We start from the raw sequence: 25,340 nt of genomic DNA, 5'->3' as shown, positions 1-25,340 counted from the left end.
CGAGTCACGTCGTCGGCAGGAATCCGGAGTCGATCGCGGCGCTGTAGTCGGGTAGGACGGTTCCTTCGTCGATCTTGCCCTGGGCTTTGGCCCACTCCCCTAGTTCACGCAGCTTCACCGGCAGGTCACCGAGTTCGAGCGTGAAGTCGAACTCCGGCAACACTGTCGCCAGCAACTTCTCATCGAGGTTCGTCGCGGAGGCGACTGCCTTGACCGCAGCCGGATCACGGACGATGAGCTTGCGTCCGGCGGTGCTGATCGCTTGGAAGAACTTCGTGAGTGCGTCTCGTTTCCCGCTGATCGCCTTTGTAGTCGCGAGGTACAGACTGCGCTGCCGGTAGTCGCCGCCGTCGAGGACCACTGCGTCTGAACCGAGGGCCTCGATCGACTGCGCCTGGTACGGCTGGAAGATCGAGACCGCGTCGACGTCGCCGCGCGTGATCGCGGTGACGACCGCCGACGGCGCCACCTGGACGAGGTCGGCGTCGAGCTTGGATCGGTCGAGGACGTTCGACGCGAAGTAGCCTGCGCTCGTACCGATCGGCGTGCCGATCCGCTTGCCGGCGAGGTCGTTGACAGTCGTGATGCCGGACTGCTTGCGTGCGATGATCCTGGATCCGGCCCAGCGTGCTCCGTCGCCGACAACCTTGATGTCAGTCGACTTCGCGAGCGCGGCGGCTGTCGGGACGTCGGCTGCGGTCGTCACGTCGACCTGGCCTGCGACGGCCGCCTGGAGCGCCTCAACGCCCGACGAGAAGTTGACGACCTTCACCGTCACCCCGTGCGATGTGAACAGGCCGGTGTCGGCGGCGACGGGGACTTGGGCCCACGAGGGATCGACGACGAACCCGACGGTGAGCGTCGAGGGATCGTCGTCGACGGATGAGCACGCGGCGAGCATTCCCGCCGCGCTGAGTGCGACGGCGGCTGCGGCGACGATCCTGCGTGGAAGACGATTGGTCATGGGAGCTTCTTTCTGCTGAGTTTCAGACGTGGTCGGCGACGCCGAGCAGTTGATGGAGGGTGCGTCTGGTATCGGGGTATCCGGGCAGGTCGGCCAGTACGTCGGCGGGGCGAGGCCTGGGAACAGGGTTGTCTATGCGTTCGACGATCCGGCCCCGCTGCAGGACGACGATCGTGTCGGCGAGCCGGACGGCTTCGTCGACATCGTGAGTCACGAACACGACGGTTCGGCCCGTCTGCCCCCACAGGTCGAGGATCAGATCCTGCATTCGGAGTCGGGTCAGCGCGTCGAGAGCCGCGAACGGCTCGTCCATGAGCAGTACGTCGGGGTCTGCCGCGAGCATCCGGGCGATTCCCGCGCGCTGGCGCATTCCGCCGGACAGTTCGGCCGGGCGTTGTCGACTGACCTCGGGGGACAGCCCGACGACGTCGAGGAGTTCAGCGATGCGCCGACCACGCGCGGGACGCGGAACGCCGCCCGCGATGAGTGCGAACTCGATGTTGTCCGCGACGGTCATCCAGGGAAACAGGACGTCACGTTGAAACGCCATGCCACGTCGAGGATCGGGCCCGGTCACTTGTTCGTCGTTGTCGAGGACAACACCTGACGTCGGGGTTTGCAAGCCCGCGAGCGAGTGAAGCAGCGTGGACTTCCCACTGCCCGAGGCGCCTACGAAGACGGTGAATGAACCCTTCGGGATCGTCATGTCTATCTCGTGCAGGGCCGCACGGGCGGTGCCGGGGAAGCGGACAGTCAATTCGCGGGTGGTGATCGTCATGTCAACGTTCCTGGATGGACCAGCGGGTGAGCGGTGCGCTCGCCGCCGCGATCACGATGTCGCACACGGCGCCGATCACGCCGAGGATCAACAAGCACACGATGAGGCGGTCGGCCTGCGAGAAGAGTTGCGCCTGCGAGATCCGGTAGCCGAGGCCCGCCGTCGTTCCGGTCATCTCGGCGACGACGATCAGCACAAACGCCATCGCCGCGCCGACCCGCAGGCCTGCGATGATGTCCGGTGCGGCTTCGGGCAGGATCACCCGGCGCAGGGTGTGCACGCGGGAGGCGCCGAGGCATCGCGCAGCGAGCAGGTACTCACGCGGAGTCGACACGATCCCGGCATGGGCGTTGATCCACACCGGAACGAACACCCCCACACTGATCACCAGGATCTTGCTGGTCTCCCCCAACCCGAACCACAGGATTACCAGGGGGATCAGACCGATTGTCGGAATCGGCGACAAGACCCGGAGGACCGGCTGCAACAGGTTCCGACCGAGCGTCGTCGTAGCGGTGGCGACTGCAATCATCAATCCGGTCGCTCCGCCGAGGACGAAGCCGGCGGCGGCTCGCTGCAAACTGGACGACAGATCGCCGACCAGCAGACCCTCATCCCACAGATCTCGACCCGCGGTGACGATGTCGGGAACGCTCGGGAACAAAGCCCGCGGAAAGACGCCGGCGGCGACGATGGTCGACCATACGGCGGCGACTCCGCCGAGCCCGGCGACGATCCAGGCCGCCGAGATGAGTGCGCGTCGCACCCCGGCCGGCACCGTGCGTCGTACCGCCTCCCGGCGACCGACCGCCGTGAGAGATGTCATCGGGAGATCGTCCCGTCCACCGATCGCAGCGTCGCACGCCGAGTGCCGACCGGGGTCCAGTCGAACGGAACGGCCTGCGAGCGGTACACCAGCCTTGTCTGGCTGAGCCTGTCGACGCCGTCCACTCGAGGCGTGTCGACCTCGGGCTCTCCCGCTACGCCGTGCCCGAGGTACGGGCTGTGGTACTCCCACACGATCGTCCCGTCCGGTGTCACCTGGAACAGCCGGCCGCGCATGCCTTCGGTGATCAGTGTGTTGCCGTTGGGGAGACGCTGAGCGTTGCTGACGAAGGAGCTGAAGAACTCCCAGGTCGGCCGTCCGGAGTCTTCTGCGGTGTACTGCCAGACGATCTCCCTGTTTGTCGGATTCACTTCGAGGACACGGGATCCTGCATAGATTCCGAGAGGGGCGGCCGGATAGCCCGCACCCCCCTGGTTGTCGAAGATCAGGACATTGCCCGCTCCGGGCAGGCCGTCAGCGATGAGGTGCGGATTGTGCTGGCCGGAGATCTGGTCGAGCGGGCGAGGCACGGCATGCGAGTTGATGCGCTGATGCTGCGCTCCCGGCACCGCGTCGAAGTAGGGGCCGAGACGCCACACGACGTCGCCGGTCTGCTTGTCGATCAGCGCGACGACGTTCGCCTTTCGGAAGCTGACCAGGATGTTGTCGGGGTGGAACGGACCGTCCGGGTCGGCGGCGTTCCACTTGTTCGGACCGAGGGTCTTCGCACTGTTCATCTCGAGGTAGCCCCACGGGTCGTCGGGGTCGCGGTCGACGGTCGCGGCGATCGCCGCGCGCCCGGCCTCGGAGAACCCGAACTGATCGAGATGGTCACCTGCGAGCCACTGCCACACGACGGCACCCGTCGGGTCGACTTCGTAGAGTCCCTGGTCACCGATCGTCCTGTGGCTCAATCCCGGAACCACACGGGGGACGGTGACGAGGACGAGCCAGTTGCCGTTCGGCAGTTGCTCCCAGTCATGGTTCTGCCTGGCGGGCCCGGTCGGCGCCTGAGCACCCCACTCCCAACGCACGTCGCCGTTCCAATCGAGACGCCCAACGCTGCCGTTGGCGTAGATGCCGCCACGCGAGTCGCCGCTCGAACTGAGCTGGACGCCGACGTCGCCGACACGACCGCCGTTGATCGCCGGATCGAGAATGCGCGGCGGCACGCCGGCGTACGGCCATTCGTGGACGACGTCTCCGTTGAGGTCGATGAGTCGCGTGACCGTGTCGGCCCCGGTGAACAGCACATAGCTGTCGTGGACCAGTGCAGGCTCGAGGTGTGTGACCCCGGTGAGTGTCGCGATCGCCATGATGTGACTGTCCCTTCGTTGCGGTTCTAATCGATTAGATTAGGTTTGACCTGGTGCGATACAGGGGTTCAGAATCAGAGTGATTTCAAAGCGCGCCCGAGGGTTCGTCAGGGGCATCATTGCGCGAGGCAGACGAGGAGCTCAAGTGACGACATCACCGCAGAAGGCGCCGAGGCGACCCACACTCGCCGACGTAGCGAAGGTGGCGGGAACGTCGACGGCCGTTGTCAGTTATGTGATCAACGACGGTCCACGACCGGTGTCGGCACCGCTGCGGGCGAAAGTGACGGCCGCACTCGAGAGCCTCGACTACCGACCGGATCGCCGCGCGCAGGCGTTGCGACGGCCTCGCCGTTGGCAGCAGATCGGGCTGCTGGTCCCCGACCTGGCGATGCCGCTGTTCGCCGCGTACGCACAGCATTTCGAGTCGGCGGGACGCGCCCGCGGAATCCTGACGCTGATCGGCAGCACCGGCTTCGACGCCGATCGCGAACTGGAGTTCGCCCGATCGTTCACTCAGGTCGGCGTCGACGGCTTGATCGTCGTCGGCTCGGTGGCCGCGAATGCCACCGCCGACCTCTGTCGCCGCAGTCACGTACCCGTCGTGTGGACACACAGCATGCGCGGCTCGGTGGACAGACCGGTCGTCTCGGCTGACCACCGGCTCGCGGGCCGGCTCATCGGCGAGCACCTCGCCCGAGTCCATCACCACTCGACCGCGGCCTTCATCGGAGGTGTCGACGACGCTGTCGCCGGGCGCGGGGACCGCGAGACGGTCGAGCAACGGCTCGACGGTCTGATCACGAGCGGACTGTCGGTTACCGTGGTTCCGACAGACCTGACCGCGCCCTCGGCGTACCGCGCTGTTCGAGATCTTCTTGCGTCCGGGACCAGGCCCGACGCCATCGTCCCCGGAACGCTCGGCCAGACCGACGCCACGATCCGCGCGATCAGCGACGCCGGGCTGGCCATCCCTCACGACATCGCGCTCGCATCGTTCGACGGCCCCGATTCCGCGTACCGCGAGCCGGTGCCGACCACGGCCGTCCTTCCGGTGGACGCGGTCGTAGACCGTGCTCTGGACTGCCTGGAGTCCAGAGATGTGGAGGACGAGAGTGTGCCCGGGGTGGCCCTACGGGTCGGTCAGACGTGTGGATGCCCGGCGCGATCAGACCTGGGCTGAGCCGAGCACCCGGCAGCGGTCCCGCGTCCCGTCGACGGCGAACCAGCCGTCCTCGAACTGCTGCCACGCCGCCAGGTGCGCCCGACTCGCCTCACCGTCCCGCGCGACGGTCCGCTCCAGACGCTCTGCTGCGGACGGGCCGTCGATCCAGTAGGCGGCGGCGAGCCGCTCGAACACGGTGCGGCGCGCCGACGTGACACCTTCGATGATCAGGATGGGTTTCCAGCGGAGCCACACCGACGGGCCTACCTGTGGCGCCCCGTCCACCCAGATCCGAGGGTGGTACACGTAGTCGTGGCGTCGCTCGAAGGCGCGGATGACATCGCGTTCCATCTCCGGCCACCATGCAGCAGGCTGATCCCACGTCGCGAAGTCGTCGGTGCTGACCAACACGCATGACCGTCCACGATCGGCGAGCGCACGTGCCAGTTCGGCGCCGAACGTGCTCTTACCGGAACCGGAACGACCGTCGATCGCGATCATGCCCTCGGTGAGACCGTCGCGGACTGCGACCTCGTCGGCGAGACGCGCCCAATCCATCAGACCAGCACGCGACGTCCGGACAACGCGCGGCCGAGCGTCAGTTCGTCGGCGAACTCCAAGTCGCCGCCCATCGGCAGGCCGGACGCAAGGCGAGTGACCGACAGGCCGGGGAAGTCCTTCAGCATGCGCAGCAGATACGTCGCCGTCGCCTCGCCTTCGGTGTTCGGGTCGGTGGCGACGATGATCTCGCTGACGACCGAGCCGTCCGCCTGCTCCGCGAGCCGTTTGAGCAGTTCACGAATGCGGAGCTGATCCGGGCCGACGCCCGACAACGGATCGAGCGCCCCGCCCAGCACGTGATAGCGGCCGTCGAACTCTCGGGTTCGCTCGATCGCGTAGATGTCCTTCGGTTCCTCGACGACGCAGATCTTGGTCGCGTCGCGTCGCGCGTCCGCACAGATCCGGCAGAGGCGGTCGGCCGCGATGTTGCCGCATTCGGCGCAGAACGTCACGTCGTCGCGGACTTTGCCGAGCGCGGCGGTGAGCCGATCGATCTCGGCGTTCTCACCCGCCAACAGGTGGAAAGCGATGCGCTGCGCGCCCTTCGGACCCAGTCCGGGCAGCTTCGCCAACTGGTCGATCAGATCCTGAATGGGTCCTTCGTACATGAGGTCCGCTCAGCCCAGTCCGGGCAGGCCGCCCGCCAGCGGGCCCATCTTCTCTGCGGTGACGGCGTCGCGATTGTGCGCCAGATCGGCGAGTGCGCCGACGAGCAGATCCTGAAGAGTCTCGATGTCGTCCGGGTCGACGACGTCGCGCTTGATCTCGACGCCGGTCACCTCACCCGTGCCGGTTCCGGTCACCGTGACGAGGCCGTTGCCCGCCTGGCCGGTCACGGTCGTGTTCGCGATCTCGTCCTGCGCCGCCACGAGCTTGGCCTGCATCTCCTGCGCCTGCGCGAGAAGTCCGGCCATCGGGTTGTCTCCGCCGCCGCCACCGAAGAGGGCGCTGGGATCGAATGCGTCAGTCACGGAGTCCAGGATAGTCGCTGCGGTCAGCGGAGCAGTCGCTCCACATGCTCGGCGAGTTGGTCGACGCTCACGTCACCGTCGGTGACGACGTCGAACGAGATCACCTCGTCGCCGAACAACCGTGCCGCCCTGGGTATCAGGGCGAACTCGAACCGATCCCCGACCCGGCGCCATTGAGACACCGCGTCGTACACCGGCGCACTCGCGCCCGTGGTCAGGCAGTACTCGGCAGCCCTCGGCCCGCCCGGCAGATCACGTTGGAGTTGCACGCACGCATCCGACTCCTCGTCGAGGAACACGACGGCCTCACACCCCAGGTCCGGATGCCGCTCGTAACTCCCGATGATCGCCACCGGTCGATCCTAACGATCGCCCGAGTGGTACGTGAGCGGCGGAGCGACCTGGTATGTGACATCGCCACGCCGGAGGGACACCACTCACGCGAGAGACGATCCACTCTCGAACCGCCGGGCAGAGCCGGTGAACGGGTCGACGAACTCCACGGAGTGCGCGAGGAGTCGAAGCGGCCTGGTGAAGTCGTCGACTGCGGCATCGACCCGTTCCCTGTCGACGACCGGATAGAGCGGGTCGTCGACGATGGGAACTCCGAGTCCGGCCATGTGCAGTCGGAGTTGGTGAGTCCGTCCGGTCGACGGTCGGAGGCGGTAGAGACCGAGACCGCTCTCGCGGGTCTCGATCAGACTGATGTCACTGACCGCGTTGACCTCGCCCGGCACGACGCGGGCACGAAGGTCACCTGCGTTCTTCTCGATGCGGTTCTCGATGTGGACGACGTCGACAAGCGTGGTATCGGCCTTCGCGAGCGCCCGGTACTCCTTGACGACGCGGCGCGAGGAGAAGAGATCCTGGTACGCGGCCCTCGCGTCCGACCTGCGGGTGAAGAGCAGAACGCCTGCGGTCAACCGGTCGAGCCGGTGAACGGGCGCGACGTCGTCGCCGAACTCGCGGCGTAGCCGAACAAGCGCGGTCTGCGCGACATGCGAGCCACGCGGCATCGTCGCGAGGTAGTGCGGCTTGTCGACCACGATCAGCCGATCGTCGACGTGCAGGACCGGCATGTCGAACGGGACGTCCTGCTCGTACGGCAGATCTCGGTAGAGATACACGGGAACCGGCCTGGTGACGATCTGCTCCAGATCGACAGGTGCGCCGTCGACGTCGACGATCTCCCCCGCCTCGGCGCGTCTGTCCAGTTCGTCGCGGGTCCAACCACTCAACGAGGGCGTCAGCAGCAAAGTCTCCGCGATGCTGAGAGGGACATCGCCGGTACGAAGAACCACCCGGGTGGCGTCGACGCCATCCCGGGCGGCCAGCGGTTTGATCCGGCGACGTCCCCTGCGACTCACTTCTCGAGGCGCGACTTCAGATTGCCGAGCAGCTCGTTCTGGATGCGGTTCAGTCCCTTGGGCGCGAACGTGCGCTCGAAGAAGCCGCCGATGCCTCCCGCGCCCTTCCACGACGTGGTGGTCTCGACCTGCGATCCCGCACCCGCCGCAGTCACGCGGTAGGTCGTCACCATCGTCGAGTTGCGATCGGTCTCGGTGATGGTGTCGCCCGCCACGGTCACGTCGGCGAGGACGTCGCGCGAGCGCTTCTCGGTGGCCTGCAGGATCCAGTGCACCACGGTGCCTGCGCCGACGCCGCCCTCGACGACGGTGTAGTCGCGGTAGTTGGCGGGGAGGAGCTCGGCGCGGACCGACGCGTAGTCGGCGAGTGCCGTGGACACGGCGTCCACGGGAGCGGCGATCTGAACTGATGCGGTGGCGGTGACCTGACCCACTTGAGGTGACTCCTTCATGAAAATCGCTGTTCCCGCTGCGGAAGTGACCACGGAAACCTGTACCCCACCACGGTACTGGGGATATCCGCTGTCGCCGGAATCGTGACCAGCGCTACGGTGGCTAGGTGGCCGCCATACGTTCGGAGTACAACGTCGCCGCGTTTGATCGTGGCGTGAACCGTCTCGTGGAGAGCTACCGCGCGATCCCGCCGGGCTCGACAGTTCGGCTCGCCAAGAAGACGTCGAACCTGTTCCGCAAGCGCGCCGACGTGTCCGTTCCCGGGTTGGACGTCTCGGGCCTGGACTCGGTGATCTCGGTCGATCCGACCACGAGGACCGCACAAGTCGCTGGGATGTGCACCTACGAAGACCTCGTCGACGCATGCCTCGCTCACGGACTGGCGCCGACGGTCGTCCCTCAACTCAAGACGATCACTCTTGGCGGCGCCGTCACCGGCATGGGAATCGAGTCCAGCGCCTTCCGCGCAGGTCTCCCCCACGAGGCCGTCCAGGAAATCGAGATCCTCACCGGCGCAGGTGAACTCGTCGTCGCACGACCTGACAACGAGTACCGCGACCTGTTCTTCGGATTCCCCAATTCCTACGGGACGCTCGGATACTCGGTCCGGCTCGCGATCACGCTGGAGAAGGTCGAACCGTTCGTCGAACTACGTCACGTCCGATTCACCGACCTCGACACCATGGAGTCGACGATGACCGCTGTCGCCGACGACCACGTCTACCAGGGCGAACGGGTCGACTACCTGGACGGTGTCGTCTTCTCCGCCGACGAGTGCTACCTCGTGCTCGGACGTCAGACCGATGAACCCGGCCCGGTCAGCGACTACACCGATCGCGACATCTACTACCGATCGATTCAGCACGACGACGTCGACAATCCGAAACGAGACCGTCTGACGATTCGCGACTATCTGTGGCGGTGGGACACCGACTGGTTCTGGTGTTCGCGTGCGTTCGGCGCACAGAACCCGCGCATCCGCCGGTTCTGGCCCAAGAAGTACCTCCGAAGCAGCTTCTACTGGAAGCTCATCGGCTACGACCATCGGTGGAACATCGCCGACAGACTCAACGCCCGCAGGGGACTCCCGGCCAACGAGCGAGTGGTGCAAGACATCGAGGTCCCGATCGATCGGACCGCCGACTTCATGCGCTGGTTCCTGCGAGAGGTCCCGATCGAACCGATCTGGCTGTGCCCGCTCAAACTGGCCGAACCGTCGCCCGGAGACGCACAGCAACCGTGGCCCCTGTATCCCCTGCAGCGCGGTCGCACCTACGTGAACGTCGGCTTCTGGTCGGCGGTCCCCGTGACCCCCGGACATCCGGGACACACGAACAGGCTGATCGAACAACAGGTCAGCGAGTTGGGCGGCCACAAGTCGCTGTACTCGGAGTCGTTCTATCCGAAGGACGAGTTCTCCCGCCTCTACGGAGGCGAGACATACCCGGCGTTGAAGAAGCGGTACGACCCGGACGGCAGACTCCTCGGCCTCTACGAGAAAGCGGTGAAGCAGCAGTGAAACTGGCGCACATCTTCGAGAAACTGGTCGGTCACGAGCTCGGAATCCGGGTGACCGCGTACGACGGCAGCAGCGCTGGTCCCGCCGACGCCGACTACGGCTTGCACTTGAAGAACCCGCGCGGCACGACGTACCTGGTCACCGCCCCGGGTGATCTCGGTTTGGCGCGCGCCTACGTCTCGGGCGATCTGGAGCTTGTCGGGAGCCACCCCGGCGACCCGTACGCGACGCTTCAGGCTCTCGCAGGTGACCTGAAGTTCACGAAACCCGGGCCCCTCGAACTCGCGCAGATGGCGCGCGACATAGGCGTTGAGCATTTCAAGCCGATCGCGCCGCCACCGCAGGAGTCGCTGCCGAAATGGCGGCGATTCGCCGAAGGACTCCGCCACAGCAAGGAGCGAGACGCCGAGGCGATCAGCTACCACTACGACGTCTCCAACCGGTTTTACGAACTCGTCCTCGGCGAATCGATGACGTACACGTGCGCCGTCTACCCGACCGAGGAAGCGACGCTCGAGCAGGCACAGGAGAACAAGTACCGCCTTATCTTCGACAAGCTGCGGCTGCAGCCCGGTGACCGTCTGCTCGACATAGGTTGCGGCTGGGGTGGCATGGTTCGGTACGCGGCTCGACGCGGCGTCCACACGCTCGGCGTCACGCTGTCGCAGGAACAGGCGCAGTGGGCTCAGGCCGCGATCGTCGCCGAAGGTCTGGCGGAGTTCGCCGAGGTACGGCACAGCGACTACCGGGACGTTCCCGAGTCGGGGTTCGACGCCGTCTCGTCGATCGGCCTCACCGAGCACATCGGCGTCGCGAACTACCCGAAGTACTTCACGTTCATGCGCGACAAGGTCCGGCCCGGCGGAATGATCCTCAACCACTGCATCACCCGTCCGGACAACCGTCACAAGAGCAAGGCAGGCCCGTTCATCGAGCGCTACGTGTTCCCGGACGGGGAACTCACCGGTGCGGGCACGATCATCTCCAAGATGCAGGATGTGCCGAATCTCGAAGTTGTCCACGAGGAGAACTTCCGCATCCACTACGCGATGACGTTGCGCGACTGGAACGCCAACCTCGTGAAGAACTGGGACGAGGCCGTCGCCGAAGTCGGCGAAGGCACCGCACGACAGTGGGGGCTCTACATGGCCGGGTGTCGGATCGGCTTCGAACGCGACATCGTCCAGCTCCACCACGCCCTGGCCACCCGCCTGGACGACGACGGCGCACAGACCCTCCCGCTGCGGCCGTGGTGGGACGCCTGACCGACCCGCCGGACTACTCGACGGGTCGCGCTCCGAGCTCCGACTTGAGCAGTTCGAGCGCGACCTGATCGGGGTCGAGTCGGGCGTCCGGGCTCGCATTGTGAACTTCGGCGACCATCTCGTCGCGCTCGTCGTCGGTGAGGTCCTCGTCCGCGGTGAGCGGCTCGGGTTCCGGCTCCGGTTCGGGTTCGGGCTCGGGCGCCTGCTCCTCCTGTGGACGGCTGGGCCGAGTGAACGTCTGACGCTTCTGCGGTTCCTGCGAGGCGACTGTCTTGACCGCGGCGGGGGTGGAGTCGGGGGTCGCCTGAACAACGCTCACGCTGTTGCCCGGCCCGAAGACCTCTCCGATCGCAGTCGTCAGTGCGCGCAGTCCGCGTTCGTCGGCCAGACGGCCCACGAGCGCACTGTGCGGATGCCCGAGGACGATCTCGGTTCCCGCGACCGCGTGTACAAAAGCCGCCGACAACATCGCCTCGAGGACGGTGCTCTGAGTACGGACGGCGGCTCGGATGTCCGGCCACCGGGCCGACACCTCTTCCACTGTCAGTGCACTGTCGACAGGCTGCGGCTCCGGTTCCGGCGCCGGTTCGGGAGCACGACGCGGAGCGTCGTACGACTCCGGCGGCGCGTCCATCGCAGGCTCCGGCGGGAGCGGGATGTCATCGGCGGGTTCCGGTCGACGTCTCTCGTGTTGCTGCTCCGAACGCTGGGGTTCGGGGCGCTGGGGTTCGGGGCGCTGGGGTTCGGGGCGCTGGGGTTCGGGGCGCGTCGGCTCCTGCCGAGGAGGCTCCGGTTGGGGAGGCTCCGGTTGGGGAGGCTCTCGGCGCTCAGGCTCCTGCCGCGGGACGTCCTCGCGCTGAGGCTCTGAGTGGACGGGCTCACTCGGCTCGGGAACCGCGGGCTCGACCCGAGTCGGCTCCTGTTCGGGCTGCGGAGTAGGTGCCGGTGCGACTCGCACCGGCACTGCCTCCACAACGGAAGCCGGGGCCGGGGCAGCCGGTTCCGGTGCTTCCTCAACCGCCTTGCGCTGGGACGGGCGGACAAAACGCGACGGCGGCTCGTCGGGCCCCGGCGCGGTGGGGGCGGCGGGACGTTCAACCGTGGGAACCGAACCTGCAGCCTCCTGCGCGACACCTGCCGGGCGTCGTTCGAGGGTCTCGATGCGTTGCAGAAGCGCTGCGGCATCGGAGGATGCACCGGGCAGCAGCATCCGCGAGCACATCACCTCGAGGAGCAGACGCGGCGACGTGGTTCCCCGCATCTCGCCCAACGACGCGTGTGCCACCTCCGCATAGCGAGTCAGGGTGGCCGCACCGAGATGGTCGACCACGGCACGCATACGAGTGAGCTGGTCGTCAGGAGCCTCGACGAGGCCGCGTTCGGCGGCGTCGGGCACCGCCTGCAGGAGGATCAGGTCGCGGAATCGGTCGAGGAGGTCGATCGCGAACCGGCGCGGATCATGACCTGCGTCGACGACTCGTTCGACGACCTCGAACAGTGCGGATCCGTCGCCTGCGGCGAGCGCGTCGACTGCGGCGTCGATGAGCGCGGAGTCGGTGACGCCGAGCAGGGAGAGCGCGCGATCATAGGTGACTCCGTCGACGTCCGCACCGGCGAGGAGCTGGTCGAGGATGCTGAGCGAGTCGCGCGGCGACCCGCCTCCCGCGCGGATCACCAGCGGGTACACCTCGGGCGCCACGAGCACGTTCTCCTTGGCGCAGATGCCTTCGAGGAGTCCGCGCATCACCGGCGGCGCGAGCAGGCGGAACGGGTAGTGATGGGTACGCGATTTGATGGTGGTGAGCACCTTTTCGGGCTCGGTGGTCGCGAAAATGAAGATCAGGTGCTCCGGCGGCTCCTCGACGATCTTCAGGAGCGCGTTGAAGCCCGCCGACGAGACCATGTGCGCCTCGTCGATGATGAAGACGCGGTACCGCGATTCGGCCGGCGCGTAGAACGCGCGGTCGCGCAGGTCACGGGTGTCGTCGACACCACCGTGGCTGGCCGCGTCGAGTTCAACGACGTCGAGGTTGCCCGCGCCGCCGGGGCCGAGAGACTCGCACGAGTTGCAGACACCGCACGGAGTGGACGTCGGCCCTTCAACGCAGTTCAGGGAGCGCGCGAGGATGCGTGCAGACGACGTCTTGCCGCAGCCGCGCGGCCCCGAGAACAGGTACGCGTGGTTGATTCGGCCCGCATCGAGCGCTCTGCTGAGCGGAGCGGTGACGTGCTCCTGGCCTACGACTTCAGCGAACGTCGCCGGGCGGTACGTGCGATAGAGGGCCACACGTGAAGACTACCGGCGGCGTCCGACAGCGGTGCCGGACGGCCTACTCGTGACCGCGGAGCAGGACTTCGGTGGCGCCGAGCAGCGCGCAGGTGGCGACGCCGTCCATCGCGGTGCGGAGCTCGTCGATCGGCGGGAACGTCGGTGCGAGCCGGATGTTCCGGTCGTGCGGGTCGTTCTTGTACGGGAACGTCGACCCGGCAGCGGTGAGCGCGATGCCCGCGTCTTTCGCGAGGGCGATGGTCCGTGCCGCGGCGCCGTCGACCACGTCGAGGCTGATGAAGTAGCCGCCTTCGGGAGTGGTCCACGATGCGATCTTCGACTCGCCGAGACGTTCCTCGAGGATGTCGAGGACGAGGGCGAACTTCGGGGCGATCAGTTCACGGTGCCGGTCCATGTGGGCCCGCACGCCGTCGGCGTCTTTGAGGAACTGCAGGTGGCGGAGTTGGTTGATCTTGTCGGGGCCGATGGTCGACGCCGACAGATGCTTGGAGTACCAGTCCAGGTTGGCCGTGGACGACGCGAAGAACGCGACGCCCGCGCCCGCGAAGGTGATCTTGCTGGTGGATCCGAACACGTACACCCGGTTCGGGTTGCCGGCCTCTTCAGCCAGGTCGAGGATCGGCAGGGGCGTCGGTGCCGCGTCGACCAGAGTGTGGACGGCGTACGCGTTGTCCCAGTAGATGCGGAAATCGGGTGCCGCGGGAAGCGCGAGGAGGCGACGGGCGACGTCTTCGGACACCGAATACCCGGTCGGGTTGGAGTAGGTGGGGACCACCCACATGCCCTTGATCGACGGGTCGGCGGCGAGGAGTTCGGCGCAGGCGTCCACGTCGGGGCCGTCGGGGTTCATCGGGACGTTGATCATCTCGATGCCGTAGAGCTCAGTGATGCCGAAGTGGCGGTCGTAGCCGGGGACAGGGCACAGGAATTTGATCGGTTCGGCCGACCACGGCTTCGCCGAGTCGACGTTGCCGTGCAGGAGCGAGAACACGGTGACGTCGTGCATCGACTGGAGGCTGGCGTTGCCGAGAGCGAAGGTGCGTTCGGCGCCGGTCCCGAGGAGTTCACCGAAGATCGCGCGCAGTTCCGGCAGTCCGGAGATGCCGCCGTAGTTCCGCGTGTCGGTTCCACTCGGGCTGCGGTAGTCGTCGCCCGGCAGGGAGAGCATCGGGTTCGACAGGTCGAGCTGGTCGGGTCCGGGTTTGCCGCGCGTGAGGTCGAGGTTCAGGCCTGCGGCTTTGAGCGTCTCGTAGCGCTGGCGCAGGTCGTCTCGGGTGGTACGGAGCTCGTCGACACTCATCGAGTGGTAGTTCAACGTGGAACCTCTCGCGCTGTCCCGGTCAGGCCGGGCACGCCTGGTTGTGGAACGCCTGAAAGATAAGAGGATCCCGCGCACCCGGCAGAGCCCGTTGACCCTTGCTGCCTTCCGGCCCTGGGGGAGTTCACAGGATGCTCGCCGCGCGGGATCCGTAGACCAGTGTAGCGGGGCCGTTTTGAGATCCCAACCCGGGACCAGCTAGCATCTTGGTGCTGGAGGATTCGCCTAGTGGCCTATGGCGCTCGCCTGGAACGCGGGTTGGGTTAATAGCCCTCAGGGGTTCGAATCCCCTATCCTCCGCCACAGCAAGGAGCCCCTGCCTGAGGAACGATGGCAGGGGCTCCTTGCTGTTTTGGGCACAGCGGATTCGGGAGGAGCGAAGCGACGGTTCCCCTATCCTTGCTGTTTTGGGCAGAGCGGATTCGGGAGGAGCGTAGCGAACGGTTCCCCTATCCTCCGCCAGGCGACGCGCCGGATCGCCTGCACGCCCCCGACTACGCTGACCCTCATGCACCGACAACGCTCCACATTGACGACCGCGGCGTTCGCAACGGCTGCGGTGTGCATGCTCGTGTTGACCGTCGGTGCTGCGGTGAGCCGGGAATGGTGGATGTTCTCGGTCGGAGCCCTTGCGGCGGCCTCAATGGTCGCTGCTAGCCGAATGGACGGCCGTTCGAGGTCGGCATCGGCAACGTCGACGGCCGCTGCCGCTGATTGGACACCGGAGTCGGTCAGGTCGGCGACATCCGGTGCGTCGAACCGCGTAGAGGCGGTGAAGCGCGTTCGCGAGGCGGACCGACGCTTGAGCCTGCTCGACGCGAAGCGCCTGGTCGACCGATACGCCGACTTCTGACATCGCATTTCTTCACGCGTGCCGCGTCGCTTCCCGCTATTCGTCGGACAATTAGCGGGAGTGTGCGCATCATGCGTGAACCGCCGAGCCGCGCCGACGGAACAGCGGACCTCATTTCGAGCGGTGCCGGTGTAGCGGGCGAGGGAATGTTCGCCGTGCCTGTCCTCGTCGGCGTGATCGTGGGCGGCGTCGTGGGGGCACTGACCCGCCTGGCCGGGCTTGTGATGCGGGGCCCCGATGGCAATCGGTTCGTGCGTGTCGTCGTCGCAGGTCTCGTCGGTGCGGGAATCGGCGTGGGACTTGCGACCAGCGTCGCGTTCGGTGGATTGGTCCGGCCGGCTCCCGACACCGGCACGGTTCTCGCGATCTACGCCGGTTGCGGACTGCTCGCATACGTTCTTGCGCTGGCGGGAATCTACTGTGTCCTGCGGATGTCGGACGACGACCTCACCGGCCCCACGGTCAAGGCGGCGGCGTGGACGCTGCCCGTCGGAGGAGTTGTCGCCACCGGTGTCGGCATGTGGGTCGCGAGCCTGTCCGATTTCGGCGTCTCGACGGCGACATGGGTCGCCGTCATCACGTCTGTGGTGCTGGTCGTCGCGGCGACGGTGGTCGGCGCCCGCACCGTGGCGATCCGCCGTCGAGGCTGACTGAACTTCGGCACTCTCCGCCGCGGTATGCGCGGCGGAGAGTGCCGAAGTTGTTCGTGAGGGACGAGTCAGACGCTTACGACGCCCACCGCGGCACGGGCGATGGCGAGTTCCTCGTTCGTCGGCACCACAAGCACGGCGACGGCCGAGTCGTCAGTGGAGATCAGCCGCGGATCGGATGACCGGACCGCGTTTCGATCCGCGTCGATCCGGATTCCGTAGGTCTCGAGACCTGCGAGCGAATCCGCACGGACAGGCGCTGCGTTCTCGCCGACACCCGCGGTGAAGACGATCGCATCGACCTTCCCGAGCTCGATCATGTAGGCGCCGATGTACCGACGGAGCCGGTGCAGGTAAACGCGGTACGCGCGGTCGGCAGCGTCGTCGCCCGCGGCGACACGTTCCAGAATCGACCGGAAGTCGTTGTCGCCGCACAACCCCTTCAGCCCCGACTTCTTGTTGAACAGCGTGTCGATGTCCTCGATCGACATCCCCGCCACACGAGCGAGTTGGAACACGATGCCGGCGTCGATGTCGCCCGTTCGCGTCCCCATAACGAGGCCTTCGAGCGGTGTCATGCCCATCGTGGTGTCGATGGGCGCCCCGCCGCGGACGGCGGAAGCCGACGCGCCGTTGCCGAGGTGCAGGACGATCTGGTTGATGTCGGAGACGTCGCGGCCCAGGAAGTCGGCGGCTCGGCGCGACACGTACTCGTGGCTAGTCCCGTGAAACCCGTAGCGGCGCACGGCGTACTCGCGCGCCACCTCGGCGTCCAACGCGTACGTTGCGGCCTCGTCGGGGAGATCGCTGAAGAACGCGGTGTCGAACACGGCGACAGCCGGCACATCGGGCAGCAATGCGCCGACTGCGTTGATGCCCGTCAGGTTCGCAGGGTTGTGGAGGGGAGCCAACGGGGAGATCCGCTCGATCTCCGACCGCACCTCATCGGTGATGAGGGTGGGTGCGAAGAAGCTCCGACCGCCGTGGACCACACGGTGACCGACCGCGGACAGCCCGGAATCGGCGATGTCGACACCGTCGGCCTTGAAGAGATCGAGGACCAACGCGATCGCCGCCTCGTGGTCTGGCAGGGGGACCTCGCGACGAGTGTCGTGGCCCCGATACCAGTGCTTCACCGACGACATCGGCTCGCCGATCCGCTCGACGAGTCCGTCGGCGATCACCTCCTCGGTGACCGGGTCCAACACTTGGTACTTCAACGACGACGACCCCGCGTTCACCACGAGGACCGAGCCTTCGACGATCATGGATTCTCCTTCTCGACTTCGCTCGAAGAGCAGATGGCACGGCTCGGCGAGCGGGTGGGCAGATCGGCGAGCCCTAGATCATCTGCGCTTGGATGGCGGTGATGGCGACGGTGTTGACGATGTCGGAGACGAGAGCACCTCGCGACAGGTCGTTCATCGGCTTGTTCAGGCCTTGAAGCACCGGGCCGATCGCGATTGCGTTCGCGCTCCGCTGGACGGCCTTGTACGTGTTGTTGCCGGTGTTGAGGTCCGGGAAGATCAGCACCGTCGCTCGGCCTGCGACCGGCGAGTCGGGCATCTTGGTGGCGGCGACACTCGGCTCGATCGCGGCGTCGTACTGGATCGGGCCTTCGACGAGGACCTCGGGCGCCCGCTCGCGCACGAGCGCCGTCGCCTCCCGAACCTTGTCGACGTCCTTTCCCGAACCGGATCCGCCGGTCGAGTACGACAGCATCGCGACTCGTGGTTCGACGCCGAACGCCGCAGCCGTGCGCGCCGACGAGATCGCGATGTCCGCGAGTTCCTCCGCGGTCGGATCGGGCACGATCGCACAGTCACCGTAGGTGAGCACCTTGTCGGCCAGACACATGAAGAACACACTCGACACCGTCGACACGCCCGGCACCGTCTTGATGATCTCGAATGCCGGTCGGATGGTCTGCGCCGTCGTGTGCACCGCACCCGACACCATGCCGTCGACGCGTCCGGTGTGGAGCAGCATCGTGCCGAAGTACGACTCGTCGCGCACCACTTCGAGCGCACGCTCCCGCGTCATGCCCTTGTGCTTGCGGAGTTCGGTGTAGACGTCGGCGAACTCGTCGATCAGGTCCGATGACGTCGGGTCGATCACGTCGACGCCGGACAGGTCGATGCCGAGCTCGTTTGCCCGCCGACGGACCGCGTCGACGTTGCCGAGCAGTGTCAGCTCGGCGACGCCTCGCCTGCGGAGTCGGTCGGTGGCACGGAGTATCCGATCGTCGCCGCCCTCCGGCAGCACGATGTGCTTGACGTCCGACCGCGCCTGAGCCATCAGCTGATACTCGAACATCTGGGGAGTCACCACTTCGGCGACGTGCAGTTTCAGTTCGTCGATCAGCTCGGTGGTCGCCACATGACGTTCCATCAGCGCCATCGCCGCGTCGATCTTCCGCGCCGAGCCGGACACCATCCGCCCGCGTGTGTGCGACGCGATGCGCGCCGTCTCGTACGTGCCGTGCTCGCTCGACAGGATCGGCAGGGTCGGGCGCAGCCCCTTGACCAGAGCATCGATCATCGGGTGCGGCCGCAGCCCACCGTTCATGACGATTCCGGCCAGCCGAGGGAAGCCCTCGGCCGCATTGGCGTTGACCAGGGCGAGCAGAACATCGGATCGGTCGGCGGGCGCGATCACCACCATCGACTCGCTGAGGCGCTCGAGGATGTGTTCGACAGTCATTCCGCCGACCATCACCTCGACCGCCTCGCGGTCGAGCAGCGCTTCGTCGCCGCTGTAGAGAGTGGCGCCGAGCGCCGTCTGCAGTTCGCCCATCGTCGGGGCCGTCAGCACCGGGTCTTCCGGCAGCGCCCATCCACGGACTCCGGTGCTGGTCAGGGCACTCGCCTGCGCCGCGACTCGGTCGGGATCGCACCGATTGGCGACGATGCCGACGGTGCTCGCGTGAGCGGCTCTGATGTCCGTCATCAGCATCTCGGCGATGGCCTTGACCTCGGCGGGCTCACGGTCGAGAGCCTTCACCACGAGGATGATCGGCGCCGACAGGTTCGCGGCGATACGCGCGTTGTATCCGAGCTCGGACGGCGACGCGACATCGGTGTAGTCCGACCCGATCACCAGAACGTTGTCACACTGCTCGGCGACCACGTGATACTTGGCCACGATGTCGGCGATGGCCGCATCCGGATCGCGGTGCACATCGTCGTAGGTGACACCGAGGCAGTCGTCATACGGCACGTCGACGGAGGTGAACTGCAGCAACAGGTCGAGGATGTAGTCGCGCTCCCCCGCCGCCGCTCGAGAGATCGGCCGAAACACACCGACGCGCCCACCGGTCGCAGCGAGGAGTGCAAGCACTCCCAACGCGACGGTCGACTTGCCGGTGTCCCCCTCGGCCGACGCGATGTAGATGCTGCGGGCGCCAGAGCCAGTCATGCGGTCCACATTAGCGGCCTGCCGAGTGGTCAGCGGATGACGGCGCGCACCACCATGTCGGCGATCTCCTCGTCGGTCATCGACGACGAGGGGACGAGCATGCACGAGTACACGGTCCGGACCATGTACTCGATGCCGGCACGCGGATTCGGGTACATGACGGCGACTTCGTCCTCGGGGAGATCCGCCATCGCCGAATCGACGATCAAATCGATCAACGACGGTGCGCCCGCTCCCTCGACGGTCACCAGAGACCGGACGACTTCTTCGGGTTCGTTCCGCAGAACGTACTGCAGCGCCTGGTGGTCGCGGATGTAGCCGAGTGAACCGATCACCCGCTTGCGCACCCGCTCTGCGACGTCGGGTTCGTCCGCAGCCCAGCCGGCGAGTTCCACCCGCAGGCGTTCGCGCTCATGCGAGACGATGGCCGAGACGAGCGCCTCGCGTCCGCCGAACATGCGATAGGCCGTTGCACGCGCCACCCCCGCGTGCCGCGCCACCGACGTCAGACTGAGCGCCTTCGCGCCGAAACGCGACACCAACGCGACGCCGACTTCCACCATCCGGTCACGGTCCATGCCGGAAACCGTATCGAAAACGTCAGTCGATGATGTGCATGGCGGCCTCTTCGGCCGAAGCACCCGCCCCGTCCACGCCTGCGTCACGACCGAAGACGTCGGAGTCGCCCGCGATGTCGGACGCGACGATTCGACCCGCACGCGAGTTTCCGCATTCGGCCTGCTCCGGGTAGTCGGGGTCGGCGTCGTCGTCGTTCGCGGCGAGGTCCGGCTCCTCTTCGGCGAGGCGTGAGTCGAGGGTTTCGTGCTCGTGGTTCCCGGGCGCGTAGTCCGGCGGCGAGTAGCCGCGGTCGAGGATGTCACCGACCTCGGCGTCGTCGAGAGTGTCCTCAGGCTGCAGCTGATCACTCTCGTCGAGGTCGTACTCGCCGTCGAAGTCGTCCCGGGAACTCATGGTCTCAGGGTAGGTCGGTCCCGGCGACGGCGTCACGCGATTGACGTCAGCGACGCCAGGGTTCGTAACTGCGCGGGTCGTCGATCGGTTCGAGATGAATGGTGGGCCGCAGATCGTCGACCGCGTCGTGAAGCGCCGACTCGACGTCTTCGACGAGATCGTGGGCCTGTTGGACGGTCCACTGCCCGGGGACGAGCATGTGCAGTTGGACGAACCGCATGTGTCCCGCCTCGCGAGTGCGGACGTCGTGGAAGTCGACTCCGTCGCTTCGGTACCGATCGAGCACCGCGTCGACGGCGTCACGTTCGGGTGCTGGGATCACGGTGTCCATGAGGCCCATCGTGGAGTCTCTGACGAGACGCCACCCGACGACGATGATGTTCACTGCGACAGCCATCGCGACCAGTGAATCGAGCGGCGGCCACCCAGTGATCCCCACAAGAGCGACGCCCGCAATGACTCCGACGGTCGTCCACACATCTGTGAGCAGGTGCTTTCCATCGGCCGTCAGCGACATCGACCGATGCGCGCGGCCGACGGCGATGAGCTTCCAGGCGACGAGGCCGTTGACGACTGTCGCGCCGACCGAGATCAACAGACCGATGCCGACGGCTTCGAGTTCCTGCGGGTTGATCAGCCGTTCGACGGCTGTGTAGAGAATGACTCCCGCAGCCACCACGATCATCACGCCCTCGACAACCGCCGAGAAGTACTCGCTCTTCGTGTGCCCGAAGTTGTGGTCGTCGTCGGACGGGCGAGCCGCGACCTTCAAGGCGACGAATGCTCCCGCGGCGGCTACCAGGTTGACGACGGATTCAGCGGCGTCCGACAGCAGGCCCACTGATCCGGTGATCCACCACGCGTACGTCTTGAGGGTGATCGTGACGACGGCGGCCGCAACACTGAGCAGCGCCCACTTGCTGAGATCTCCACGTTCGCTCACTCGTCGATCCTCCCACCCACGAGGTCATTCGCACGCAGTACAGCATGGCCGAACGCCCCTACGGTCGATGAAACGTCACTGTCAGGAGGAACCGTGATCGTGAATCCCGTTCACAGCCGAGTGAAGCCACGAGCGGCGTTCCGAGTGGACGTCGTCGTCACCACCGCCGGTCTGCTCACCGCCGCCGGTGCACATCTCCTCCCCTGGTACGCATCGGTGACACGCCCGTCGACGACGGTGAACGGGTTCGGACGCGTCAGCGAGGCCGGCTACCAGGCGCACGCGAATCACCTGCAGTGGATGATCGCGCTTTCCACGATCGGCGCCGTCGTGCTGCTCATCGTTCGTGCGGCAGGCGGGTCGGACAGCGCATGGCGGCGGATGTGCGGGGCCATCGCGACACTTGCGATCGTGGGTGCGGTGTTCTCGGTGTTCGCGGTCCCCGAGAGGATGGCGCGCGCCGACGGAGTGTGGATCGCGGCGGCGGGTTCGCTGGTCACCGCACTCGGACTGCTCCTGCTGCGACGACGCTTCAATTAGCTTCATCGCCGAATGTTCCCGAATCCGCGACTCGTGCGCGGGCCTGCACGACTTGACGTCGAATCGGGGAACAGTGGACGGCGTTGTGGACTCCTCCGTCGTCGAGCGACGCCGCATCCGATCCGACTGTCCGTTTCGCTCCGCCGTCGGCCGCGAACAGGCACGATGGAGGCATGCTCGACGAACTGAACTCACAGGCCCGCACGTTCTACGACGCAGGCGAGTTCACGCACGCCCTCGCCGACTACTCGGTCCTCCGCGAGATCCGTTCCCGCCGCGAAGGCCCCTACTCGGTGAAGTACCTCGCCGCCCTCCACGACTGCGTGCGGTGCATGTCTCACCTCAGCCTGTGGTCCGACGCCGACCTCCTGTGCAGCGAACTGCACGCCAAATACGTCCGGACACATGGCCGTGGGGGCGTCGACACCGTCGACGTCGCACGCCACTGGGCGTGGGCGATGGTCCACCTCGATCAGGCCGATCACGTCGCGGCACTGTGCATGACCACCGCCGACGCGATGTGGGACACTGACCTGCGCGGCGCCGACCGCCTTCTCGGCGCGGCGGCCGCGCAGTCGGAACGATCGGTCGAACTCGCGGGCACCGGCCTGATCGACGGTGTCGCCCTCCGGCACGCCGCCGACCTGGTAGCCGGGCTGAACCGCTGGAATCAGCGCCTTCTCGACGCCCCTGCACGGACGTCTGTCACGACCGACTCACTGGCTCCCACCAGCTGAAACTAAGCGTCTCGCTTCTTCGGGAGTGTGAGGAGGGTCGCGAGGCTGACCGCGATCAGCATGACTGCGAGCACCCAGAGGATGGTCGAGAGGGTCGAGATCGCGGGCAGGACGATCATCGCGATGCCCGCACCGATGGAGATCACTGCCGACAGGACAACAAGCCAGCGCGGGACGAGGAAGGTCGCCAGTCGCATCTCGAGTAGGTCTTGGAGTCCGCCGAAGATCCAGCCGACGCCGATGAAGATGCCGAGCAGCGTCAACGATTCGGCGGGATTCAGAATCGACAGGACGCCTGCGGCGAGCACGATCGCTCCGAACGCGCCGAGAACCGCACGCAGTACAAACGGCGCCTCTGTCGTGGCGAATGCGAGGAACAGTCGAAGGAATCCGGCCACGACGAGCGACGCACCGAAGAGGACCGCCACGACGGTGAGCGTCGCCGCAGGCCAGGCGAGCATCGCGATGCCGAGCGCGATGCCGACGACGGACGACGCGAGCAGGAACGAGCGCAGAGCGTTCACTGCATTGTCGGGGAGCGCGGGCGTTGCGGGTAGCACAGTCATGCGCCAAGGGTACTTGTGCTGAGCGAGCCCGACAGACGAAGTACTCGTGCTGAGCGAGCCCGCGAGACGAAGTACTCGTGCTGAGCGAGCCCGCGAGACGAAGTACTGTCGGAATGCATGTCGACGAAGTCGTATTTCATCCCCGGGGAATCGGGCCGGGTGATCCCCACTCCGCTGGCCCTGAGCCTGTGGGGTCCGGACGCCCTCAACGGCCCCGCGGTGTGCGGTCTCGCCGCGTACGCGGCTGAACACGAGCACGGTCGCGAGGGCTGGTTGCCTGCCCGATTCACGCTGGAGCTGTTCAAGTCGGCGCGACGCATCCCGACGAGTCTGCAGACCGAGGTTCTTCGGGACGGGCGCCGGATCAGGGTGGTGCAGGTGAGCGTCCGCCAGCACGACGGGGACGACGAGGGTGTGCTGGTCGCACAGGGCAACACGGTGTTTCTCAAACAGGGCGACAACCCTCCAGGCGCCCGTTGGTCGCGTCCGACGACCGATTACAACCTCCCGGAGACCGACCCCTCCGATTTCCACACGTGGTTCTACAACGACGAACTCGGGTGGAGTTCTGACATGACGGCCTACCAGAACGGTGGACGACGACGCCTGTGGAGCCGTCCGGTGAACGTTCTCCCCGACGTCGAGTTGACACCGTTCCAGCGTGCGGCCATTTCGGCCGAGGGCACCAGTCTCTCGACCAACTGGGGCGAAGGCGGCATCGGCTTCATCAACGGCGACCTCACTCTCGCGTTGAGTCGGCTGCCGGTCGGTGATCGGCTCGGCGTGGAGTCCGACCATCACCTCGAGGACGCCGGGGTGTCGGCGGGAAGTGCCACCCTGTTCGACGAGCACGGACCGTACGGCATCGGATTGGTGACCGCCGTCGACAACACCCGCGCGATGATCGACTTCACCAAGGTTCTCCCGGCGTCTGCGTACAAGGGCGACGGGCCGTTCACACCCGACGGTGAACGCCGCGGAGACGACCGGAACGTCTGACCCCGCGGCTATCGTTGACGGTATGCGCATCGGAGCCCACCTTCGCCAGGACGAGAACCCCGTCGCCACCGCCAACGAGCTCGGGATCGACATCTTCCAGATGTTCGTCACCGACCCACAGAGCTGGAAGAAGCCGGAGATCCATCCGCATGCGGAGGAGATCCGGAACTCCCCGATCGACGTCGTGGTGCATTCGAGCTACCAGATCAACGTCGCGAGCTTGAACAATCGGCTGCGCATGCCGTCACGGAAGGCCGTCGAACAGCAGGCGGCCGCAGCGAAGGACCTCGGCGCGATCGGACTCGTCGTCCACGGCGGGCACCTGCGTGACGGCGAGGACGCCGCGGCCGGCTTCGAGAATTGGCGCAAACTGTTCGAGCGGCAGGCCGACAAGGGCGGCTTCGGCGTCCCGATCCTGATCGAGAACACTGCGGGCGGATCGCATGCGATGGCGCGCACCCTTGAGTCGATCGAACGTCTCTGGGACGCAGTCGGCGACTTCGACGAGGCGGGCTTCTGCCTCGACACGTGTCACGCCTGGGCCGGAGGAGAAGATCTCGTCGGCCTGGTCGAACGCATCAAGGCGATCACCGGGCGCATCGATCTCATTCACCTGAACAATTCGCGCGACGAGTTCGACTCCGGACGCGACCGTCACGCCAACATCGAGTCCGGCCACATCGACGCAGATGTGCTGCTCGAGCTGATGAAGACGGCTGGTGCGCCGGGCGTCTTGGAGACGCCGTCCGAAGGTGTCGCCGCCGACCTGGAGTATCTGCGGTCGCACTGACCTCCGAGGGCCGGGATACGCTTGCAGTTGTTAGCGCCGCCACACTCCCGGCGTGTTGTTCCGCGCTGAGACGGGAGCTA

The 25,340-nt window shown here is 66.5% G+C and carries 27 protein-coding genes, 1 tRNA gene and 1 other RNA gene; 10 read left to right on the top strand and 19 right to left on the bottom strand.

Going from position 1 to position 25,340, the window contains the following annotated elements; all coding sequences use genetic code 11:
* Window positions 1–4 precede the first annotated feature (4 nt).
* The 4 genes from JVX90_RS20075 to JVX90_RS20060 are packed head-to-tail and all read right to left on the bottom strand — an operon-like array spanning window position 5 to window position 3,884.
* Window positions 5–964 (bottom strand): ABC transporter substrate-binding protein, encoded by a 960-nt coding sequence (locus JVX90_RS20075; protein ID WP_205330400.1) that lies wholly within the window; start codon window positions 962–964, stop codon window positions 5–7.
* 22 nt (window positions 965–986) lie between these two features.
* Window positions 987–1,742, bottom strand: a complete 756-nt coding sequence (locus JVX90_RS20070) for an ABC transporter ATP-binding protein (RefSeq protein ID WP_205330399.1) — start codon at window positions 1,740–1,742, stop codon at window positions 987–989.
* A 1-nt stretch (window position 1,743) separates the two neighbouring features.
* Window positions 1,744–2,568, bottom strand: a complete 825-nt coding sequence (locus tag JVX90_RS20065) for an ABC transporter permease (protein WP_205330398.1) — start codon at window positions 2,566–2,568, stop codon at window positions 1,744–1,746.
* The gene (locus JVX90_RS20060; protein ID WP_205330397.1) at window positions 2,565–3,884 is read right to left on the bottom strand and encodes an aryl-sulfate sulfotransferase; all 1,320 of its coding nucleotides are present in this window, start codon (window positions 3,882–3,884) and stop codon (window positions 2,565–2,567) included. The genes JVX90_RS20065 and JVX90_RS20060 overlap by 4 nt, the downstream gene beginning before the upstream one ends.
* A gap of 145 nt (window positions 3,885–4,029) precedes the next feature.
* Between JVX90_RS20060 and JVX90_RS20055 the strand changes: the two genes are divergently transcribed.
* The gene (locus JVX90_RS20055; RefSeq protein ID WP_205330396.1) at window positions 4,030–5,067 is read left to right on the top strand and encodes a LacI family DNA-binding transcriptional regulator; all 1,038 of its coding nucleotides are present in this window, start codon (window positions 4,030–4,032) and stop codon (window positions 5,065–5,067) included.
* On the opposite strand, the gene JVX90_RS20050 is transcribed toward JVX90_RS20055, so the two are convergent.
* The 6 genes from JVX90_RS20050 to JVX90_RS20025 form a co-directional block, all read right to left on the bottom strand.
* Window positions 5,053–5,607 (bottom strand): hypothetical protein, encoded by a 555-nt coding sequence (locus JVX90_RS20050; protein ID WP_205330395.1) that lies wholly within the window; start codon window positions 5,605–5,607, stop codon window positions 5,053–5,055. The two genes, JVX90_RS20055 and JVX90_RS20050, sit on opposite strands and share 15 nt — an antisense overlap.
* On the bottom strand, window positions 5,607–6,218 hold the full coding sequence (gene recR, locus JVX90_RS20045; protein WP_205330394.1) for a recombination mediator RecR: 612 nt from the start codon (window positions 6,216–6,218) through the stop codon (window positions 5,607–5,609). Before recR ends, JVX90_RS20050 begins: the two co-directional genes overlap by 1 nt.
* Before the next feature lie 9 nt (window positions 6,219–6,227).
* Window positions 6,228–6,581, bottom strand: a complete 354-nt coding sequence (locus tag JVX90_RS20040) for a YbaB/EbfC family nucleoid-associated protein (RefSeq protein WP_205330393.1) — start codon at window positions 6,579–6,581, stop codon at window positions 6,228–6,230.
* Window positions 6,582–6,604: 23 nt separating this feature from the next.
* On the bottom strand, window positions 6,605–6,934 hold the full coding sequence (locus JVX90_RS20035; RefSeq protein ID WP_205330392.1) for a hypothetical protein: 330 nt from the start codon (window positions 6,932–6,934) through the stop codon (window positions 6,605–6,607).
* An 84-nt stretch (window positions 6,935–7,018) separates the two neighbouring features.
* The gene (locus JVX90_RS20030) at window positions 7,019–7,882 is read right to left on the bottom strand and encodes a pseudouridine synthase (protein WP_205332518.1); all 864 of its coding nucleotides are present in this window, start codon (window positions 7,880–7,882) and stop codon (window positions 7,019–7,021) included.
* A gap of 62 nt (window positions 7,883–7,944) precedes the next feature.
* Window positions 7,945–8,382 (bottom strand): SRPBCC family protein, encoded by a 438-nt coding sequence (locus tag JVX90_RS20025; RefSeq protein ID WP_205330391.1) that lies wholly within the window; start codon window positions 8,380–8,382, stop codon window positions 7,945–7,947.
* A 125-nt stretch (window positions 8,383–8,507) separates the two neighbouring features.
* Here JVX90_RS20025 and JVX90_RS20020 point away from each other — a divergent pair, with 125 nt between their 5' ends.
* Complete coding sequence (locus JVX90_RS20020; RefSeq protein WP_205330390.1) at window positions 8,508–9,920, top strand: FAD-binding oxidoreductase; 1,413 nt, start codon at window positions 8,508–8,510, stop codon at window positions 9,918–9,920.
* Entirely contained in the window at window positions 9,917–11,185 is a 1,269-nt protein-coding gene (locus JVX90_RS20015; RefSeq protein WP_205330389.1) for a class I SAM-dependent methyltransferase, read from the top strand. The genes JVX90_RS20020 and JVX90_RS20015 overlap by 4 nt, the downstream gene beginning before the upstream one ends.
* Before the next feature lie 13 nt (window positions 11,186–11,198).
* On the opposite strand, the gene JVX90_RS20010 is transcribed toward JVX90_RS20015, so the two are convergent.
* From JVX90_RS20010 to ffs, 3 genes are all read right to left on the bottom strand, one after another.
* Entirely contained in the window at window positions 11,199–13,472 is a 2,274-nt protein-coding gene (locus JVX90_RS20010; protein ID WP_205330388.1) for a DNA polymerase III subunit gamma and tau, read from the bottom strand.
* 43 nt (window positions 13,473–13,515) lie between these two features.
* A complete protein-coding gene (locus JVX90_RS20005; RefSeq protein ID WP_205330387.1) occupies window positions 13,516–14,790 on the bottom strand; it encodes an aminotransferase class I/II-fold pyridoxal phosphate-dependent enzyme in 1,275 nt (424 codons plus the stop codon).
* Window positions 14,791–14,852: 62 nt separating this feature from the next.
* Window positions 14,853–14,947, bottom strand: an RNA gene (gene ffs / locus JVX90_RS20000) — signal recognition particle sRNA small type.
* 60 nt (window positions 14,948–15,007) lie between these two features.
* Here ffs and JVX90_RS19995 point away from each other — a divergent pair.
* The 3 genes from JVX90_RS19995 (at window position 15,008) to JVX90_RS19985 (ending at window position 16,296) form a co-directional block, all read left to right on the top strand.
* Window positions 15,008–15,096, top strand: a tRNA-Ser gene (locus JVX90_RS19995).
* 205 nt (window positions 15,097–15,301) lie between these two features.
* Window positions 15,302–15,646 carry a hypothetical protein gene (locus JVX90_RS19990; protein ID WP_205330386.1) on the top strand — a complete coding sequence of 115 codons (345 nt, stop codon included), beginning with the start codon at window positions 15,302–15,304 and terminating at the stop codon, window positions 15,644–15,646.
* A 71-nt stretch (window positions 15,647–15,717) separates the two neighbouring features.
* A complete protein-coding gene (locus JVX90_RS19985) occupies window positions 15,718–16,296 on the top strand; it encodes a hypothetical protein (RefSeq protein WP_205330385.1) in 579 nt (192 codons plus the stop codon).
* A 68-nt stretch (window positions 16,297–16,364) separates the two neighbouring features.
* Here JVX90_RS19985 and JVX90_RS19980 read toward each other — a convergent pair whose 3' ends face one another.
* The 5 genes from JVX90_RS19980 to JVX90_RS19960 form a co-directional block, all read right to left on the bottom strand.
* A complete protein-coding gene (locus tag JVX90_RS19980) occupies window positions 16,365–17,564 on the bottom strand; it encodes an acetate kinase (protein ID WP_205330384.1) in 1,200 nt (399 codons plus the stop codon).
* 73 nt (window positions 17,565–17,637) lie between these two features.
* On the bottom strand, window positions 17,638–19,713 hold the full coding sequence (pta, locus tag JVX90_RS19975; protein WP_205330383.1) for a phosphate acetyltransferase: 2,076 nt from the start codon (window positions 19,711–19,713) through the stop codon (window positions 17,638–17,640).
* 29 nt (window positions 19,714–19,742) lie between these two features.
* A complete protein-coding gene (locus tag JVX90_RS19970; RefSeq protein WP_205330382.1) occupies window positions 19,743–20,291 on the bottom strand; it encodes a TetR/AcrR family transcriptional regulator in 549 nt (182 codons plus the stop codon).
* A gap of 22 nt (window positions 20,292–20,313) precedes the next feature.
* Window positions 20,314–20,685, bottom strand: a complete 372-nt coding sequence (locus tag JVX90_RS19965) for a DUF5709 domain-containing protein (protein ID WP_205330381.1) — start codon at window positions 20,683–20,685, stop codon at window positions 20,314–20,316.
* Window positions 20,686–20,731: 46 nt separating this feature from the next.
* The gene (locus JVX90_RS19960; protein ID WP_205330380.1) at window positions 20,732–21,628 is read right to left on the bottom strand and encodes a cation diffusion facilitator family transporter; all 897 of its coding nucleotides are present in this window, start codon (window positions 21,626–21,628) and stop codon (window positions 20,732–20,734) included.
* 99 nt (window positions 21,629–21,727) lie between these two features.
* Between JVX90_RS19960 and JVX90_RS19955 the strand changes: the two genes are divergently transcribed.
* Window positions 21,728–22,168, top strand: a complete 441-nt coding sequence (locus JVX90_RS19955; protein WP_205330379.1) for a hypothetical protein — start codon at window positions 21,728–21,730, stop codon at window positions 22,166–22,168.
* Between the two features lie 173 nt (window positions 22,169–22,341).
* Window positions 22,342–22,905 (top strand): hypothetical protein, encoded by a 564-nt coding sequence (locus tag JVX90_RS19950; RefSeq protein WP_205330378.1) that lies wholly within the window; start codon window positions 22,342–22,344, stop codon window positions 22,903–22,905.
* A 2-nt stretch (window positions 22,906–22,907) separates the two neighbouring features.
* On the opposite strand, the gene JVX90_RS19945 is transcribed toward JVX90_RS19950, so the two are convergent.
* Window positions 22,908–23,471, bottom strand: coding sequence for a DUF308 domain-containing protein (locus tag JVX90_RS19945; RefSeq protein WP_205330377.1), 564 nt, complete (start codon window positions 23,469–23,471; stop codon window positions 22,908–22,910).
* A 117-nt stretch (window positions 23,472–23,588) separates the two neighbouring features.
* On the opposite strand from JVX90_RS19945, the gene JVX90_RS19940 reads away from it, so the two are divergent.
* Window positions 23,589–24,470: an acyl-CoA thioesterase domain-containing protein gene (locus JVX90_RS19940; protein WP_205330376.1), complete on the top strand. Its 882-nt coding sequence runs from the start codon at window positions 23,589–23,591 to the stop codon at window positions 24,468–24,470.
* A gap of 22 nt (window positions 24,471–24,492) precedes the next feature.
* A complete protein-coding gene (locus tag JVX90_RS19935; RefSeq protein ID WP_008377193.1) occupies window positions 24,493–25,260 on the top strand; it encodes a deoxyribonuclease IV in 768 nt (255 codons plus the stop codon).
* The last annotated feature ends 80 nt before the right edge of the window (window positions 25,261–25,340 follow it).

The sequence above is a fragment of the Gordonia sp. PDNC005 genome, assembly GCF_016919385.1.
Taxonomy (GTDB): Bacteria; Actinomycetota; Actinomycetes; order Mycobacteriales; family Mycobacteriaceae; genus Gordonia.
This window is presented reverse-complemented; position numbering and strand designations above follow the sequence as displayed.

Bases quoted from the DNA above. Each gene is read 5' to 3' on its own strand.
- pta (WP_205330383.1), bottom strand. From the start codon at position 19,713: ATGACTGGCTCTGGCGCCCGCAGCATCTACATCGCGTCGGCCGAGGGG.
- JVX90_RS19935 (WP_008377193.1), top strand. From the start codon at position 24,493: ATGCGCATCGGAGCCCACCTTCGCCAGGACGAGAACCCCGTCGCCACC.
- JVX90_RS19985 (WP_205330385.1), top strand. From the start codon at position 15,718: ATGCGTGAACCGCCGAGCCGCGCCGACGGAACAGCGGACCTCATTTCG.
- JVX90_RS19970 (WP_205330382.1), bottom strand. From the start codon at position 20,291: ATGGACCGTGACCGGATGGTGGAAGTCGGCGTCGCGTTGGTGTCGCGT.
- JVX90_RS19980 (WP_205330384.1), bottom strand. From the start codon at position 17,564: ATGATCGTCGAAGGCTCGGTCCTCGTGGTGAACGCGGGGTCGTCGTCG.
- JVX90_RS20070 (WP_205330399.1), bottom strand. From the start codon at position 1,742: ATGACGATCACCACCCGCGAATTGACTGTCCGCTTCCCCGGCACCGCC.
- JVX90_RS20075 (WP_205330400.1), bottom strand. From the start codon at position 964: ATGACCAATCGTCTTCCACGCAGGATCGTCGCCGCAGCCGCCGTCGCA.
- JVX90_RS19950 (WP_205330378.1), top strand. From the start codon at position 22,342: ATGCTCGACGAACTGAACTCACAGGCCCGCACGTTCTACGACGCAGGC.
- JVX90_RS19965 (WP_205330381.1), bottom strand. From the start codon at position 20,685: ATGAGTTCCCGGGACGACTTCGACGGCGAGTACGACCTCGACGAGAGT.
- JVX90_RS19940 (WP_205330376.1), top strand. From the start codon at position 23,589: ATGTCGACGAAGTCGTATTTCATCCCCGGGGAATCGGGCCGGGTGATC.
- JVX90_RS20050 (WP_205330395.1), bottom strand. From the start codon at position 5,607: ATGGATTGGGCGCGTCTCGCCGACGAGGTCGCAGTCCGCGACGGTCTC.
- JVX90_RS19990 (WP_205330386.1), top strand. From the start codon at position 15,302: ATGCACCGACAACGCTCCACATTGACGACCGCGGCGTTCGCAACGGCT.
- JVX90_RS19945 (WP_205330377.1), bottom strand. From the start codon at position 23,471: ATGACTGTGCTACCCGCAACGCCCGCGCTCCCCGACAATGCAGTGAAC.
- recR (WP_205330394.1), bottom strand. From the start codon at position 6,218: ATGTACGAAGGACCCATTCAGGATCTGATCGACCAGTTGGCGAAGCTG.
- JVX90_RS20060 (WP_205330397.1), bottom strand. From the start codon at position 3,884: ATGGCGATCGCGACACTCACCGGGGTCACACACCTCGAGCCTGCACTG.
- JVX90_RS20065 (WP_205330398.1), bottom strand. From the start codon at position 2,568: ATGACATCTCTCACGGCGGTCGGTCGCCGGGAGGCGGTACGACGCACG.